Annotated in this window: 18 protein-coding genes; 6 read left to right on the forward strand and 12 right to left on the reverse strand. The window is 67.9% G+C overall.

Going from position 1 to position 15643, the window contains the following annotated elements; genetic code table 11:
- Positions 1-21 precede the first annotated feature (21 nt).
- Positions 22-855 carry an alpha/beta fold hydrolase gene (locus ACZYRS_RS14135; protein ID WP_463419771.1) on the reverse strand — a complete coding sequence of 278 codons (834 nt, stop codon included), beginning with the start codon at positions 853-855 and terminating at the stop codon, positions 22-24.
- On the opposite strand from ACZYRS_RS14135, the gene ACZYRS_RS14140 reads away from it, so the two are divergent.
- Entirely contained in the window at positions 854-1090 is a 237-nt protein-coding gene (locus ACZYRS_RS14140; RefSeq protein WP_463419772.1) for a hypothetical protein, read from the forward strand. The two genes, ACZYRS_RS14135 and ACZYRS_RS14140, sit on opposite strands and share 2 nt — an antisense overlap.
- 55 nt (positions 1091-1145) lie before the next feature.
- Here the strand turns inward: ACZYRS_RS14140 and ACZYRS_RS14145 are convergent, their stop codons facing one another.
- Together ACZYRS_RS14145 and ACZYRS_RS14150 are read right to left on the reverse strand one after the other, a co-directional pair.
- Positions 1146-1631 carry a MarR family winged helix-turn-helix transcriptional regulator gene (locus tag ACZYRS_RS14145; protein WP_463419773.1) on the reverse strand — a complete coding sequence of 162 codons (486 nt, stop codon included), beginning with the start codon at positions 1629-1631 and terminating at the stop codon, positions 1146-1148.
- A 65-nt stretch (positions 1632-1696) separates the two neighbouring features.
- Positions 1697-2680: an AraC family transcriptional regulator gene (locus ACZYRS_RS14150; protein ID WP_463419774.1), complete on the reverse strand. Its 984-nt coding sequence runs from the start codon at positions 2678-2680 to the stop codon at positions 1697-1699.
- Between the two features lie 203 nt (positions 2681-2883).
- On the opposite strand from ACZYRS_RS14150, the gene ACZYRS_RS14155 reads away from it, so the two are divergent.
- Together ACZYRS_RS14155 and ACZYRS_RS14160 are read left to right on the forward strand one after the other, a co-directional pair.
- Positions 2884-3624, forward strand: coding sequence for an aldolase (locus ACZYRS_RS14155; protein WP_463419775.1), 741 nt, complete (start codon positions 2884-2886; stop codon positions 3622-3624).
- The gene (locus ACZYRS_RS14160) at positions 3621-4925 is read left to right on the forward strand and encodes an MFS transporter (RefSeq protein ID WP_463419776.1); all 1305 of its coding nucleotides are present in this window, start codon (positions 3621-3623) and stop codon (positions 4923-4925) included. The genes ACZYRS_RS14155 and ACZYRS_RS14160 overlap by 4 nt, the downstream gene beginning before the upstream one ends.
- A 22-nt stretch (positions 4926-4947) precedes the next feature.
- Here the strand turns inward: ACZYRS_RS14160 and ACZYRS_RS14165 are convergent, their stop codons facing one another.
- The gene (locus ACZYRS_RS14165) at positions 4948-6690 is read right to left on the reverse strand and encodes a hypothetical protein (protein WP_463419777.1); all 1743 of its coding nucleotides are present in this window, start codon (positions 6688-6690) and stop codon (positions 4948-4950) included.
- Positions 6691-6703: 13 nt separating this feature from the next.
- Positions 6704-7114 carry a response regulator gene (locus ACZYRS_RS14170; protein WP_463419778.1) on the reverse strand — a complete coding sequence of 137 codons (411 nt, stop codon included), beginning with the start codon at positions 7112-7114 and terminating at the stop codon, positions 6704-6706.
- A gap of 143 nt (positions 7115-7257) precedes the next feature.
- Here ACZYRS_RS14170 and ACZYRS_RS14175 point away from each other — a divergent pair, with 143 nt between their 5' ends.
- Complete coding sequence (locus tag ACZYRS_RS14175; protein ID WP_463419779.1) at positions 7258-7626, forward strand: response regulator; 369 nt, start codon at positions 7258-7260, stop codon at positions 7624-7626.
- Positions 7627-7645: 19 nt separating this feature from the next.
- On the opposite strand, the gene ACZYRS_RS14180 is transcribed toward ACZYRS_RS14175, so the two are convergent.
- Complete coding sequence (locus ACZYRS_RS14180; protein ID WP_463419780.1) at positions 7646-8314, reverse strand: NAD(P)-dependent oxidoreductase; 669 nt, start codon at positions 8312-8314, stop codon at positions 7646-7648.
- On the reverse strand, positions 8311-9174 hold the full coding sequence (locus ACZYRS_RS14185) for an SDR family oxidoreductase (RefSeq protein ID WP_463419781.1): 864 nt from the start codon (positions 9172-9174) through the stop codon (positions 8311-8313). The genes ACZYRS_RS14180 and ACZYRS_RS14185 overlap by 4 nt, the downstream gene beginning before the upstream one ends.
- 99 nt (positions 9175-9273) lie before the next feature.
- Between ACZYRS_RS14185 and ACZYRS_RS14190 the strand changes: the two genes are divergently transcribed.
- Positions 9274-10170 carry a LysR family transcriptional regulator gene (locus tag ACZYRS_RS14190; protein ID WP_463419782.1) on the forward strand — a complete coding sequence of 299 codons (897 nt, stop codon included), beginning with the start codon at positions 9274-9276 and terminating at the stop codon, positions 10168-10170.
- Between the two features lie 129 nt (positions 10171-10299).
- On the opposite strand, the gene ACZYRS_RS14195 is transcribed toward ACZYRS_RS14190, so the two are convergent.
- The 5 genes from ACZYRS_RS14195 to ACZYRS_RS14215 form a co-directional block, all read right to left on the reverse strand.
- The gene (locus ACZYRS_RS14195) at positions 10300-10461 is read right to left on the reverse strand and encodes a DUF2474 domain-containing protein (protein WP_198786114.1); all 162 of its coding nucleotides are present in this window, start codon (positions 10459-10461) and stop codon (positions 10300-10302) included.
- Positions 10442-11449 (reverse strand): cytochrome d ubiquinol oxidase subunit II, encoded by a 1008-nt coding sequence (gene cydB / locus ACZYRS_RS14200; protein WP_463419783.1) that lies wholly within the window; start codon positions 11447-11449, stop codon positions 10442-10444. Before cydB ends, ACZYRS_RS14195 begins: the two co-directional genes overlap by 20 nt.
- Positions 11439-12893: a cytochrome ubiquinol oxidase subunit I gene (locus tag ACZYRS_RS14205; protein WP_463419784.1), complete on the reverse strand. Its 1455-nt coding sequence runs from the start codon at positions 12891-12893 to the stop codon at positions 11439-11441. The genes cydB and ACZYRS_RS14205 overlap by 11 nt, the downstream gene beginning before the upstream one ends.
- 210 nt (positions 12894-13103) lie before the next feature.
- Complete coding sequence (locus ACZYRS_RS14210) at positions 13104-13550, reverse strand: hypothetical protein (protein WP_463419785.1); 447 nt, start codon at positions 13548-13550, stop codon at positions 13104-13106.
- 163 nt (positions 13551-13713) lie between these two features.
- A complete protein-coding gene (locus ACZYRS_RS14215) occupies positions 13714-14595 on the reverse strand; it encodes an aldo/keto reductase family oxidoreductase (protein ID WP_463419786.1) in 882 nt (293 codons plus the stop codon).
- A 114-nt stretch (positions 14596-14709) separates the two neighbouring features.
- Here ACZYRS_RS14215 and ACZYRS_RS14220 point away from each other — a divergent pair, with 114 nt between their 5' ends.
- A complete protein-coding gene (locus ACZYRS_RS14220) occupies positions 14710-15609 on the forward strand; it encodes a LysR family transcriptional regulator (protein ID WP_463419787.1) in 900 nt (299 codons plus the stop codon).
- Positions 15610-15643 lie beyond the last annotated feature (34 nt).

Here is a 15643-nt window from a genome sequence, read left to right on the forward strand (position 1 = left end):
CGCATCGGACGGCTCACTCGATCAGGACTTGATGAACGCCAGCAGGTCGGCGTTGAACTTGTCCTTGTGCGTGTCGGTCAGGCCGTGCGGTGCGCCCGGGTAGACGATGAGCTTGTTGTTCTTCACCAGCTTGGCCGAGGCCAGGCCCGCGGCGCCGATCGGCACGATCTGGTCGTCGTCGCCGTGCACGATGAGCGTGGGCACGTCGAACTTCTTCAGGTCTTCGGTGAAGTCGGTTTCCGAGAACGCCTTGATCGAGTCGTAGGTGTTCTTGTGGCCGCCGATCATGCCCTGCGCCCACCACGAATCGATGAGGCCTTGCGACGACTTCGCGCCGGGGCGGTTGAAGCCGAAGAAGGGGCCCGAGGGCACGTCCTTGTAGAACTGCGAGCGGTTGGCCAGCTGCGCGGCGCGCAGGCCGTCGAACACCTCGATGGGCAGGCCCCCGGGGTTGGCCGCGGTCTTGAGCATGAGCGGCGGCACGGCCGAGATGAGCGCGGCCTTGGCCACGCGCTGGGTGCCGTGGCGGCCGATGTAGCGCGCCACTTCGCCACCGCCGGTGGAGAAGCCGACCAGGACGACGTTCTTCAGGTCCAGCGTCTCGATGACGGTGGCCAGGTCGTCGGCGTAGGTGTCCATGTCGTTGCCGTTCCACGGCTGGCTCGAGCGCCCATGGCCGCGGCGGTCGTGCGCGACGGTGCGGTAGCCCAGCGAGGCGAGGAAGAGCATCTGCGATTCCCAGCTGTCGGAATTGAGCGGCCAGCCGTGGCTGAACACGACGGGCTGGCCGTTGCTGGGGCCCCAGTCCTTGAAGTAAAGCTGGGTGCCGTCCTTGGTGACGATGGTGTTGCTCATGACTTTCTTTCCTTTGAATGAAGAGGCCGCGCCGGCCTTCGGCGCAGCGGTGGATGCGGCGGATGCCGCGGTGGAGAAGCCGGTGCCCACGAGGGCGCCGGCTGCGACGGAAGCGCTACCGAGCAGCAGGTTGCGGCGGGTCGGGGTAGCGGTCAAGTTCTTTGCGTGTGACATGGTGCGTTCCTTCGGTGACGTGGTGGAGATGGAAGAGTGGAATTCGTATCGTGTGTATTAATATCGTGTGCGATATAAATGGCATGAAAAAACAGGAGGGCGGATGCGGCGGGCCATCACGCGTTCCTGTCGAGGTTCGAGCGCAGGGAGAGCAGTTCGTCGCGGAGCCGGCCGATGTCGCCGGGCTCCAGTGCCATCGCTTCGGCCACGCAGGCGGGCAGGGCGCGCGCCTTCTTGTGCAGGGCGCGGCCTTCGGCGGTGAGGGACACGATGACCTGGCGTTCGTCCGATGCGGAACGCACGCGCTGGACGAGGCCGCGCGCTTCGAGGCGCTTGAGCAAGGGGGTGAGGGTGGTGGTCTCCAGCGAGAGCCGTGTGCAGATCTCGGAGACGTTGATGCCGTCGCGCTCCCACAGCACCAGCATGACCAGGTACTGCAGGTAGGTGAGGTCCAGGTCGTGCAGCAGGCCGCGGTACACCTTGTTGAGGCTGAGCATCGTCGAGTACACGGCGAAGCAGAGCTGCTCGTCGAGCGCCAGCGGATTGGTCCTGGCGGCTTCGGCGGGTGCAACAGGTCGTGTGGCGGGGCGCTTGGAAGGCATGGGCCGGATATTAGATCGCATGCGATCTAATCGCAAGAGATATTTTTACCGGCGCCCTGATCCGCTCAGTCCGGCGACTTGCGATAGACACCGGGCGGTGCGCCGAACTGGCTGCGAAAGCACCGGCTGAAATGGCTCGCATCGCCGAAGCCGTTGCGGTAAGCGATCTCCGAAACGCTCAGGTGATCGAGCCTGCGGTTCTCGAGTTCTTCCTTCGCGCGTTCGAGGCGGCGCGCCTTCAGGTACGCACCGTACTGCGTGCGCTGCATCTCGAAGAGGCGGTGCGTGAGCCGCTTGGAAATACCCAACTCCCTGGAGACCGCATCGACCGACAGCTCCGCATCGCCCAGGTGCGCCTCGATGTAGGCCACGAGCCGCTGCCAGCGGTCGCGCTCGCGGCGCTTGCCCTCGGCGGCATCGTCGTCCACGGACTCGCACGACTCGCAGTAGGTCGCAGCCAGCAGCGAGACGAAGGACTGCTCCGAGAAATACGCGAGCGCCGGCGTGCCCTGCACCGGGCCGGGGAACACGTGGCCCATGTGCGTGCGCGCGGCCTCGGCCAGCCGCGAATCGGCCCGCGCGAGCGTGGGCACGAAGCGCTCGTGCAGGTCCGCATGGATGCCGAAGAATCGGCCCGCCGGCACGCGCAGCATCACCAGCTTGCCAGGCGTATCGAGCGTGCACATCGAAGGCATGCGCGTGGTGCGAAAGGTGATGTCGCCCGCGCGAAAGGGCATGCGCCGGCCGCCCTGGTCGATGGTGCCTTCGCCCTCGACGGCGATCATCGCGAGCACGTCGCCGGTGCCGCTGGGCGAAGCGAGCGCGGAGTCGTGCCGCACCGCGAGCGGCGTCGAGGTGAAGCTGATGGCGAAGCCGCCGCCCACGAGGCGGCAGGCCTCCAGGCTCATGCGCGGGTTGCTGTCCTGCACGCTCAGTTCGCCCGGGTAGACGAGCGAGTCGAGCGCGCTGGAGTAGCCCTGCACGTCGCCCGGATAGAACGGGCGAAAGCGCGGTGCAAAGCTCAGGTCGGATGCGGTGTCGTGGTGCATGGTGGGGCTCCTGCGGTTGGCCCGCACGCTTCGTGCCAAGCGACCGCAGTCTAGGTGCGGCGGCTGCTCGCAACGATCGAGACTTTCCACTAGTGCGCCGTCCCGGTTGGCACGCCGGGTCAATCGGCGTGCGCTCACGCACAAGAGCAAACCGCGCCTTGCTTCTTACATTGGCCTTCACGTCAATGCACAGGAGCCACAGCGTGACAACCCACGACAACCCCACACCGTCCTTCGACGGACTCAGCTACGGCGATTGGAGCGAAGCCGAGAAGCTCGCGCTCAGCTGCCGCATCCTCGCCAGGGAAGGGCACTCCGAAACGTTGGCCGGGCAGGTCACCGTGCGGCAGTCCGACGGCACCTTTCTCACCACGCCGCTCGCGCATGCCTTCAGCGAGATCCGCCCGCAGTCGGTGATGCGCATCGACGATTCGCTGCGCGTGCTCGAAGGCCGCGGCGTGCCGAACCCCGCGGTGCGCTTTCACCTCTGGGTCTACAAGCGAAGGCCCGATGTGAACTGCGTGATGCACACGCACCCGCCGTATGTGTCGGCCCTCTCGATGACGGGCGAGCCGCTGCAGATCGCGCACATGGACGCCACGCCGTTCTTCGACGACTGCGCGTTCCTCGCGGAATGGCCCGGCCTGCCGATCGCCGACGTGGAGGGCGAGATCATCTCGGCCGCGCTCGGCCCCAAGCGCTGCGTGCTGCTCGCCAACCACGGCTTTTTGGCCGCGACGGGGAGCATCGAGGAATCGCTCTACATGTCGGTGCTCATCGAGCGCGCGGCGCGCAACCAGCTGATCGCGCAGTCGGCCTACGGGCGGCTCAAGCTGGTGGACCCGGCGCTGGCGAAGGAGTCGCATGACTTCCTGCTGCAGCGGAGCATCGTGAACGCGAGCTTCGCGATGTTCGCGCGGCAGATCACCGGGGAGCAGCCATGAGCAGCATCGCTTCTCCGTTGCAAGGTGCCGCCGTGGTAAAGAAGCACCAGAGCATGTGGAAGATCGGCGCCGCCACCATGGTGGGCACGGCCATCGAGGCCTTCGACTTTCTCGCCTACGGCACCGCGGCGGCGCTGGTGTTCAACAAGCTCTTCTTTCCGAACTTCGACCCCACGGTCGGCACGCTGGCCGCCTTCGGCACCTTCGCGAGCGGCATGCTGGCGCGGCCGCTGGGCGGCATCGTCTTCGGGCACTTCGGCGACCGGCTGGGGCGAAAGTCGATGCTCACGCTGAGCCTGTTGATGATGGGCATCTGCACCGTGCTGATCGGCCTGTTGCCCACTTACGAATCGATCGGCATGTGGGCCGCGGTGCTGCTGGTGCTGCTGCGCATCGGGCAGGGGCTTTCGTTCGGCGGCGAGCTCGGCGGCGCGATGCTGATGGCCGTGGAGCATGCGCCGCCAAAGTGGCGCTCGCTGGTGGGCAGCATGCCGCAGATGGGTGCGCCGATCGGCGTGCTGCTGTCCTCGGGCGCCTTCGCGCTGGTCACGCAACTGCCCGAGGCGAGCTTTCTGAGCTGGGGCTGGCGCCTGCCGTTTCTTGCGAGCGCGGTGCTGATCGTGCTGGGCGTTTTCATCCGCATGAAGGTGGAGGAGTCGCCCGAGTTCATGCAGGTGAAGGTGCACCAGAAGACGGCCGTGCTGCCGGCGCGCGAGGTCGTCGTGGCGCACTGGAAGCCCTTGCTGCTGACCATCGGCGGCAAGCTGGCCGAGGTGACGCTGATCTACACGATCCTGGTGTTCTCGATCTCGTACGCGACCAGCCGCCTCGGGTTCTCGCGGGCCGATGCGCTGCATGCGCTCATCGCGGGCTCTGTCGTGATGGTCTTCACCATTCCGGCCAGCGGCTGGCTCGCGGACAAGGTGGGCGCGCGGCGGCTCTATGTGGTCGGCGGGCTGCTGCTGGCCGTGATGGCGGTGCCGTTGTTCCAGGCGATCGGCAGCGGCTCGCTCACGGCGTACACGGTGGCGATGGTGATCGCGCTGTCGATCAACTACGCGCTGATGTTCGCGCCGCAGTCGAACCTGTATGCGGCGCAGTTCCCGGCGGAGCTGCGCTACTCGGGCATCTCGATCGGCATCCAGTTCGCGGCGGCCATCGGCGGCGGGCTGGCGCCGATCATCGCGGCGACGCTGGTGGCGAAGTATTCGAGCATCGTGCCGGTGGGCATCTATGTCGCGGTGCTGGGCGTGATCGCGGCGGTGTGCGCGTATTTGATGCGGCCGACTTCGAACGAGTGATCGAACGAATGAGCCGTTGTCGTCAGGAGTGGCCGTCCACCCGCATCTGGAAGAGGAAGTAGGGCGGAATGCAGGCGCCGCGCCCCTCGGGCTGGCCCTCGGCCTGCGCGCAGATGAAGTCGTCTCGGCACGGCTGCTGCGCCGAGCAGCTGCGCAGGTTGCCGGGGCGCGTGTGCTTGGCGAGGCAATCGCCGAAGGGCTTGTTCGCGGCGAGGCACTGGTTGAAGTCGCTGAGGATGGCGATGCCGCCGCAGGTGCCGTTCCTGTCGCGCGGATCGCAAGGCCCCGAGCACATGCCGCCCGGGAAGCCGACCGAGGTTTTCTCGCACACGGAAGACGCGCCTTCGCAAGCGACGCGCGGCAGTTTCTCGGCGCGGTCCAGCCACGGGTTGGCGGACTGCGTGATGCGCGTGGGCTCGCAGCTGGCGCCGACCGTGGCCTTCTCGGGCGCTGCGGGCGCTGCGTTTGCGGCGTCCGGTTCGGCGAGCGGCCGGAACGGATCGGGCTGCGGCGTCGACAGCGCGGCGTGCACATACGCGCCGCGACGCGCCAGTTCGTCCTGCAGATGCGGCGAGTGCGGCAGCGCGAGCGCATTGCCGGTCGTGAAGGTGCGCGATGCGCCGCGCCGGTCGCTGCCCAGCAGGTGAAAGCCTGCGACCGCGCGGCTCTGGTGGCAGCCCGCGCAGCTGAGATCGTCGAGGCGGCGCAGCACGGCCTGAGGCGATTGCAGCGTGCGGCTGCCGGGCACGGCTTGCCAATCGCCGGGTGAGAAGACCTGCGCGAACGGCCGGTTTGCGAGGCGCGCGAGGCCGCGCGGCGCGACCGAGATCGATTCGGTCGCGAGGAATTTCTCGGGGATCCGCACCGAGGCTTCGTCCAGTGCGCGCAGGTTGGCGGGCTGCTGCAGCCACTGCTGCAGTTCCTCTCGCAGTGGCGCGTTGGCCTTCAGGCGCGCGACATCGGGCGTGTTCTCCAGCGGTGCCACGTCGAAGCGCTTCGCGCCGGCGTTCCATCGGAAGGCGCGCAGCATGTACTCGGCATGGCCGCCGAGGTCGGGCCGTACCGCCGAAGGCCAGCGCACGCTCTGCAGGTTGGTGGTGATTTGCGCGATGCGCGCGGGTGCGAGACGCTGCGGCGCGAGCGGACCGTCGGGCGACACGAGCCAGCGGCCGAGCGCTTCGTCGGGCATCGAAGCCTGCGGCGGCTGCCAGACTCGCGCGGCGGCGGCGCAACTGCCACTCGCATCGGGCGCATCGCCGCGCAGCTCGACGTTGACGGTCATCGGCAGGCGCGACTGCATCGCGGCGGTGCGGTACGTGAGCCGGTACACGAGCCGCGTCTCGCCGCATGCGCCGTTCTGGAAAGGCCGGCGGTCCATGCGGTTGGCCACGCCCACCAGTTCGAAGAAGGCATCGGGGCTCGCGAGCCAGCGCGCGTCGAACAGCCGGTGCGGATAGCGCGCGATGCCGACGCCGGCCTGCTTGTCGGCACGCTGGATGCGCGCGAGGCTGTCGCCGAGCGGCGTGGCGATGGACTGCCACGCCGCGGAACGCATCAACGACTGGTTGGTCGCGATGCCGTCGGGTGAAGGAGGTGCATCGCCGGTCCAGTGCGCGAAGCTGGCGCCGGATTTTTCGGCGGCCTGCAATGCGGTGGGGGAGGTGATGAGCAGCAGAGGCTCGTTCGCTTGCGCGAAGGCCGGTGCGAGCGCCAGTGCGAACGCCAGTGAAAAGGCGAAGGACAGGCAGTGTTTGAAGATCGGCACGCGGCCGATTGTGTCAGCGCCGGGGCGTGATGTTCAGCTTCGCGCAGAAGTCGTAGAAGGCTTCGAGCTGAAGCGATTTGTCGAACACCGCATCCACGCCCGCCGACAGCGCGCCTTCGCGCACCTCGGAGGTCGCGTAGTTCATGAGCACCACGGTGCGCTGCGCGGGCGACTTGTGGTCCTTCAGGTACTGCGCGACGGTGAGCCCGTTGCCTTCGGCGAGGAACACGTCGATGACGGCCGCGTCCCATTCGTCGGGGTTGGCCTTGAGCCAATCGATGGCTTCCGTGGAGGTGGTTGCGGTGCCGATGACATCGCATTCGGAAAATTCTTGCAGCCCGTCGGTCAGCGTGGTCGCGATCAGAGGGTTGTCTTCTATGAGGTAGATGCGGGTCATCGTTGTAGGCGAGAGAGTACGTTCCATCGGCTTGTCTCGGCCGAGGGGGTCATTGTCGGGGCGCATGCCCGGTGCCGAGTAAGACAACGCCGCCATCTGTCGTACATCCCTGTGGGGTGGTGGGCCGCGGCGGGTGCAACACGGCGAGTTGTCTGGAAAAATACAACGCAATGACCACTGATCCGCAACCCAAGCTTCGCGTGCTGCTCGTGGAGGACGACGTCGACACGCTCGCCACCACCCTGAAACTGCTGGAGGCCCTGGGGCACTGGGCGACTGGCGTCAAGAGTGCCGAGGCCGCCATCTCGCGCTTCTTCCACGGGGCCTTCGACGTGGTGATGGTGGACATCGGGCTGCCCGCGCTGTCGGGCCACGACTTCGCCGAGCGGCTGCTGCGCGACCACCATGTGCCCGTGATCTTCGTGACCGGGCAGGCCCAGCCGGCCGAGCCGCTGGCGGGAACCACGTGGCTGCGCAAGCCCTACACGGTCGAGCAGCTGACCCAGGCGCTGGAGCGCGCGGTGGTGTCGCCTTCGTAGACGGGCCTTGCCACGGGGCTCACCAGGAGATCAGGGGCGAGCGGCGCAGCCAGGCATCGCCTTGCACCTGGTCCAGCACGAAGCTGGCGACGTCCGCCCGCGCGATGGTGCCGCCGTGGAACGCGGAGAGATCCGTGAGAGCACGCACCGGCGCGCGCACTGCCTTGTCGTTCAGCACCGAGGGGCGCACCAGCACCCAGTCGAGCCCGCTCTCCCGGACCACGGCCTCCTGCCGGTTCTTGTCCGCGTAGACTTTTCGCAGAAGCGCGGGAAAGATCAGCCGGTCGAAAAGAAACCCGCCGTGGCCGGCGCTGTCGCCCGCGCCCATGCCGGTGACGCACACCAGGCGCTTGACGCCTTCCGCGCGCATCGCATCGACCAGCGCGCGCGTGGCGGTGGAAAGAAGGGTCACTTCGCGCAAGGGGCTGGCCGGCGTGCCCAACGCACTCACCACCGCGTCCGTGCCCGCGAGGGCCTTGCGCAAGGCCCGCTCGTCACGGGCGTCGCCCACGCTGATCTCCGCGCCCTCGAGGCCCGTCGCCTTCTCCGGGGAGCGCACCAGGGCGCGAACGTCGTAGCCGCGCGAAAGCGCCTGCTGGACGATCGATCGGCCTGTTCCTCCGGTGGCACCGAGCACCAGGAGTTTCGGGCGTGCCGGCCCGCTGCCGGCGGCTTTGGTTTCGTTCATGACGACGCCTCGGCGGCGAAGTCGCGGTACGAGCGCAGCGGGCGGCCCAGCAGCGCGACCAGGCGCTCCACGTCGCCCGCATCCGGGGTCATGCCCTCGGTGAGAAAACGTTCGCTCATGAGGCGCATGTCGTACGCCATCCAGCCGGGCATGAAGTTCAGCAGGTTCTTCTCGAAGCCCGCGGTGTCGTCGCCGCCGTAATTGATCGGGCGGCCCAGCGCGGCCGACCAGATGCCGGCGACGTCGGCCCCCGTGAGCGCGTCGGGGCCGACCAGGTTGATCCGGCTCAGCGGAAGCGATCCGGGCGCGTGCTCGCGTCGAAGCAGCTCGAGGGCGGCGATCTCCGCGATGTCGCGCGTGTCGATCATGGCCAGGCCCTTGCTGCCGATGGGCATCGGGTACACGCCGTGGCCGGTGACCACGTCCTTGATGGTGAGGTCGTTCTGCATGAAGTAGGCAGGCCGCAGGATGGTGGCGCCGAAGTTCATCTGCTCGAGCATCCGCTCCACGCCGAACTTGCCCGCGAAGTGGGGCACGTTCAGGTACTTGTCGCTGTGGATCACCGAGAGGTAGACGATGCGATCGATGCCCGCATCGCGTGCCACGTTCAGGGCGACGAGCGCCTGCGTGAATTCGTCCGGCACCACGCCGTTGAGCAGGAACAGCGTGGAGACCCCGGCCACGGCGCGGCGCAGCGACGCGACATCGAGCAGGTCGCCTTGAACGACTTCGACGCCGGCGGGGAACTCGGTCTTTGCCGGGTCGCGGACCAGTGCGCGAACCGCGGCGCCGCGGTTTACGAGTTGCTGCACGACCTGGCGGCCGATGGCGCCCGATGCGCCGGTGATGAGGATGGTCATGAGAAAGCTCCGTTGGGTTGAATGAGCCCAAATCTTCGTTGTTCCGTTTCATGCTCGATAGCCCTTATATTTGGACACTTCGTCTCATGGGTGGAACACATGGATTTACCTGCGCTGGCTGACTTCAACCTCGTCGCGCGGCATGGCGGGTTCGGCCGTGCCGCGCGGGAATCGGGCCGCCCCAAGGCCACGCTCTCGCGCCGGGTGTCCGACCTGGAGAGCGGCTTGAACCTGCGCCTGTTCGAGCGCGGCGCCCGGGTGTTGAAGCTCACCGAGGAGGGGCGCGCGCTCTACGAGAGGACATCGGTGCTGCTCGCCGAAATCGACGAGACGGCGGCGGCCATCGCATCGGGCGGCGACACGCCGCGAGGCAGCTTGCGGGTGAGCGCGCCGCTGCTGTTCTCGCAGGCGGCCATGGGCAAGCTGGCGGCGCGGTTCGCGTTGATGCATCCGCTGATCCGGCTGGAGGTCACCACGGAGGACCGCGCGGTCGACATGGTGGAAGAGGGCTACGACCTGGTGATTCGCGTCAACCCCCACCCCGACGCGCGGTTGGTGGGGCGGATCTTCATGAGGGATCGGCTGGTCGTCGTTGCCAGCCCGCAGCTCAAGCCGCCAGCGCGCAAGGCGACGGTTCCGGCGGTCATGCGAGGCGGGGGCTTCGATGCCGCGGCGCCGTCGTGGGAGTACACGGCAAAGACCGGCAAGAAGCGCATCACGGTGGAGCCGGTGCTGAGCCTGTCATCGCTGGTCATGGTGCGCGATGCGGTGCGTGCGGGCGTCGGTGCGGCGCGCCTGCCGGTGTCGCTCGTGACGCAGGACCTGGCCGTCGGCAGGCTGGTGTGCTGGGGCGATGTCGAGGGCCCGGAGATCGCGCTGTGGGCCTTGTATCCGTCGCGCCGCCTGCTGAGCAACCGGGTATCGACGTTCCTCGAATTTCTGAAGGAAGCGTTTCCCCTCGGGTCGCCCGAAGAGCTGGCGGCCTTCATCGATTGAGGTCGCGCCGGCTGCGCGTTGGCGCAGCGGCGCGGGGGCGCGCAGGCATCGGCTTGCCTGTAAGTCGCGTGCGCCATATCCCGATGAAGAGAAAGCGCTGAAGAGAATGGCGCCGAAAAAACGGCGCCGCTACCGCGAGAGCCCCACCGCCGTCATCAGGAAGCGGAACACCACCGCCACCACGAACAGCGCTGTCACGCTCGCGAGCCAGATGGCCACGAGCCACGCGAGGCGCCGGCGCCAGGTGCGCGGCCGCGCTTCCTGCCCGGCCTCAGTGGTACCCGTCGCCATGCCGCACCTTGCCGCGAAACACCCAGTAGCTCCATGCCGTGTACATGAGGATCACCGGAATGATCAGCAGCGCCCCCACCAGCGCGAAGCCCAGGCTCTGCGGCGGCCCGGCCGCCTGCCAGATCGAGATGTCCGGCGGAATCACGTTCGGCCAGAGGCTGATGCCCAGGCCCGTGTAGCCGAGGAAGAGCAGCCCGAGCGTGAGCACGAACGGCGTGCCGTGGCCGTCGCCGCGCAGCGCGTACAGCAGCCGCCACACGACTGCGCCCACCAGGAGCGGCACCGGCAGGAAGTACAGCAGGTTCGGCAGCGTGAACCAGCGCCGCGCGATGGCTTCGTGCGCGAGCGGCGTCCACACGCTCAGCACCGCGATCACCGCGAGCATCGCCCAGACGAGCGGCCGCGCGAGCGTGCGCATGCGCGCCTGCAGTTCGCCCTCGGTCTTCATCACGAGCCAGGTGGCGCCCAGCAGCGCATACGCGGCCACCAGCGCGAGCCCGGTGAACACCGAGAAGGGCGAGACCCAGTCGAACGGGCCGCCCGAGAAATTGCCATCGACCACCTTCAGGCCGTTGAGAAACGCGCCCAGCGTCACGCCCTGGAAGAAGGTGGCGGTGAACGAGCCGCCGATGAATGCCGCGTCCCACCAGCGGCGCTTGCCCGCGCGCGCCTTGAAGCGGAACTCGAACGCCACGCCGCGAAAGACCAGCCCGATCAGCATGAGGATGAGCGGCAGGTAGAACGCGCTCAATATCACCGCGTACGCGAGCGGAAACGCCGCCAGCAGCCCCGCGCCGCCGAGCACCAGCCAGGTCTCGTTGCCGTCCCACACGGGCGCGACGGTGTTCATCATCACGTCGCGGTCGTCCTTGGCGGGCACGAGCGGAAAGAGGATGCCGATGCCCAGGTCGAAGCCGTCCATCACCACGTACATCATGATCCCGAAGAGGATGATGACGGCCCAGATCAATGCGAGGTCAATGCCCATGGCGAGCCTCCGGTGCGGCGAGGTCGCCCTCTGCATCGACGCCTTCGCGCGCGGCCGACAGCGGGCGCATCGGATGGCGCGGCTCGCCCGGCCCGCCATGAACCGGTGGCTCCGGCGGTTCGTGGTCGTCGTCCGGCGGGCCCTTGGCGATCAGGCGCAGGCCATAGGCCGTGCCCGCGCCGAACACCGCGATGTACACCAGCACGAAGAGCGCGAGCGTGAAGCCCACCTGCGAGGCCGAATGCTGCGGCGACACCGCATCGGCCGTGCGCATGAGCCCGTACACCACCCAGGGCTGGCGGCCGATTTCTGTTGTGTACCAACCCGCAAGAATGGCCACCAGACCGGCCGGCGACAGCAGCAATGCGAAGCGCAGGAACAGGCGATGCGAGAAGACCCGCCCGCGCCGCCGCAGCCACAGGCCCCACACCGCCAGCGCGATCATCAGCACGCCCAGTCCCACCATGAGGCGGAAGGTCCAGAACACGATGGTGGAATTGGGCCGGTCTTCGCGCGCGAAGTCCTTGAGCGCGGGGATCTGCCCGTCCCAGCTGTGCGCGAGCAGCAGGCTGCCCGCGCGCGGAATCTCGATCGCGTAGCGCGTGACCTCGGCCTGCATGTCGGGCCAGCCGAACAGGATGAGCGGCACGCCTTCGCCCTCGGGCGTGCGCTCCCAGTGGCCCTCGATGGCCGCGAGCTTGGCCGGCTGGTGTTCCATGGTGTTCAGGCCGTGCTGGTCGCCGATGAGCGCCTGGATCGGCGCGGCCGCCAGCAGCATCCACAGCGCCATCGACAGCATGGTGCGCACGCGCGTGTCGTCGCGCCCGCGCAGCAGGTGCCACGCCGCGCCGCCGCCCACCATGAGTGCCGTGGCGATGTACGAGGCCACCACGGTGTGCGCGAGGCGGTAGGGGAACGAGGGGTTGAAGATCACGCGCAGCCAGTCGACCGGCACCACGCGCCCGTCGATGATCTCGTGGCCCTGGGGCGTCTGCATCCAGCTGTTCGAGGCGAGGATCCAGGTGGCCGAGACGAGAGTGCCGATGGCCACCGCGAGCGTGGAGACGAAGTGCAGCCCGGGGCCCACGCGGTCGCGCCCGAAGAGCATCACGCCGAGAAAGCCGGCCTCCAGGAAGAACGCGGTGAGCACCTCATAGGCCAGGAGCGGCCCGGTCACGCCGCCCGCGAAGCGCGAGAAGTTGCTCCAGTTGGTGCCGAACTGGTAGGCCATGACCAGGCCCGACACCACGCCCATGCCGAAGGCCACGGCGAACACCTTGATCCAGAACTGGTAGAGGTCCAGGTACACCTTGCGGCCGGTGCGAAGCCACAGGCCCTCCAGCACGGCGAGGTAGCTGGCCAGGCCGATGGTGAGCGCCGGGAAAACGATGTGGAACGAGATCGTGAACCCGAACTGGATACGCGCGAGCGTGAGGGAGTCCATGACCTGAGCATCTCCATTGAACGTGGTGCATCGGTGCTGCGCCAGGAGTCATTGAACATCAGGCCCAAGGTCTTGGGAATAGGACACATCGCCCTTGGACATTTCGTCCGCATCCGCGTCCCGGTGCGCGGCCCCTGCCGCCAGGCGGTTCCCTCAGGCCGCGCGGCAGGCGGGCGCCGGTGCTTCACGCATCACGCTTCGCGCTGGCGGCTAGGAGCAGGACAGCTTCAATGCCTCGATGCGGCCGCCGAAGCCGAGCTTGCGCACCAGGCCGCCTTCGCGGCTGTTGGGCTCGAAGCGCACGGTGCGGTCCCTGAACATGGCGTGCTCGTACACCTCCAGCGTGGCGCGGGGGCCGACGCTCACGCTGTCGATGTCGCGCTTGAGTTGGCGCGCGGTGCCCTTGTCCATGCTCTGGACCTGGGCCGGGCCCACGAGGGTGGCCACATCGCCCTGGAAGTCGCGCTTCGAATAGAACTGGGCCCAGCAGCCCGAGGCCAGCCGCGGGTCCTCGATGCGCAGCGGGACGAGCAGGATGGTGGGGTCGGGCTGGTTCTCCACGCCCGAACCCGCGGTGGAGGACGAGGTGGGCGCGTTGCTGGCGCAGGCGCCGAGCGCAACGGCGCCTGCGATCAGAAGGTAGCGATGAAGATTCATGGGTCGGGGCCGGGGTCGGCCGATGGCGGTTTCGAAGCGGCTTAAGCTATCGCGCCGGCGGCTGCGCTGCGTAGGAGCAGGACGCGACCGGCGGTCGTTCCCGCTCCCGATAGCCGGCCGATCATCTCTTCGTTCCTTCATGCCCCAACGGCTGGTGCTGTCGTCATGTCGCGACCACCGGCGCGGCCACACGGTCCAGCGCTTGCATCGCGTCCGCCGGCAACGCCAGCTTTCCGGCGGCCAGGTTCTCGCGCAGATGCCCGACCGACGAGGTCCCGGGGATCAGCAGGATATTGGGCGAGCGGCGCAGGAGCCAGGCCAGCGCCACCTGCATCGGGGTGGCGTCAAGACGCGCTGCGATCTCCGACAGCGCGGAAGACTGAAGCGGCGTGAATCCGCCGAGCGGAAAGAACGGGACATACGCAATGCCATCTCTCGCCAGATCGTCGATGAGCGCGTCGTCGTTGCGATGCACGAGGTTGTACTGGTTCTGCACGCAGGCGATGCGGCAGATGCCGCGACCCTGCGCGACCTGCGCGGGCGTGACGTTGCTCAGGCCGATGTGGCGCACGAGGCCCTGGCGCTGCAGGTCGGCCAGCGCGGTGAGCGGTGCCTCGATCGAGCCCTCGGCCGGACCGTGCACGTCGAACATGATCCGCAGGTTGACCACCTCCAGCACATCCAAGCCGAGGTTGCGCAGGTTGTCGTGCACCGCCTGCGTGAGCTCTGCGGCGGAGAAAGCCGGCAGCCAGCCGCCCGTGTCGGAGCGCTTCGCCCCGATCTTGGTGACGATGACGAGGTCCTTTGCATAGGGCGCGAGCGCCTCGCGGATGATCTGGTTGGTGATGTGCGGTCCGTAGAAGTCGCTGGTGTCGATGTGGTCCACACCGCTGGCGACGGCTTCGCGCAATACGGCTACTGCCGCATCGCGGTCCTTGGGCGGGCCGAACACGCCGGGGCCGGCGAGTTGCATGGCGCCGTAGCCGAGCCGTTGGACGGTGCGGTCGCCGAGGGTGAATGTGCTGTCGATCTGGCTGCCGGGCATGATGGTTTTCCTTGCGTGCTGTAGAGATAAAGGGGTGTGTGAAGGCAGTCTAGGCAGCGCATGCGTGTTTGATAAGCCGAGATAATCGGCACGGGCTGTGCAGGATCCAGAACAATGAAAGTCGATCTCGGAGATCTCAATGCCTTCGTGGCAGTCGCAGGCGCCAAGGGCTTTCGGGACGGCGCGCGCCTGAGCGGCGGGAGCGCCTCGAGCCTGAGCGAGGCGGTGCGCCGGCTGGAAACCCAGCTCGGGGTGCGCCTGCTGCATCGCACGACGCGCAGCGTGCGGCCCACGGAAGCCGGAGAACGGCTGCTCGAGCGCCTGCGGCCTGCGCTGACCGAGGTCGAGGCCTCGCTGGATGTGGTGAACGGCTTTCGCGACCGTCCGGCGGGCACGCTCAAGCTCAATGTGCCGATCAGCGCCGCGCGGCTGGTGCTGCCGTCGATCGTGCCGCGGTTTCTTGCCGCCTACCCGGAGATCTCGCTGGAAGTGATCGCGGAGGACAGCTTCGTCGATGTGCTGGCCGCCGGTTGCGACGCCGGCATTCGCTACGACGAGCGGCTCGAACAGGACATGGTCGCGGTGCCGATCGGCCCGCGCGTGCAGCGCTTCGCGGCAGCCGCGGCGCCGTCGTACCTGGACCGCCGCGGCAGGCCCGAGCATCCGCGCGACCTGCTCGGCCACGCGTGCCTGCGGGGGCGTTTCGCGAGCGGCTCCATGCCGCCGTGGGAGTTCGAGCGCGATGGCGAGACCCTGCGCCTCGACGTCACCGGGCAACTGATCGTGCGGATCGGCTCGGCCGCCGAGCTCTCGGTCGATGCGGCCATCGCCGGCGCCGGGGTGATCTATCTGTTCGAGGACTGGCTGCGGCCTCACATGGACAGCGGTGCGCTCGAGCCGATCCTGGAGCCTTGGTGGCCGCGTTTCTCTGGCCCATTTCTCTACTACTCCGGCCGTCGGCTGCTGCCCGCGCCGCTTCGGGCCTTCGTGGATTTCATACAGCGCGGGGCCTGAGTGCCGAGGTGCCCTCGCAGCCTCGTCGCGCTGT

The sequence above is a fragment of the Variovorax sp. AC194 genome, from assembly GCF_979257995.1.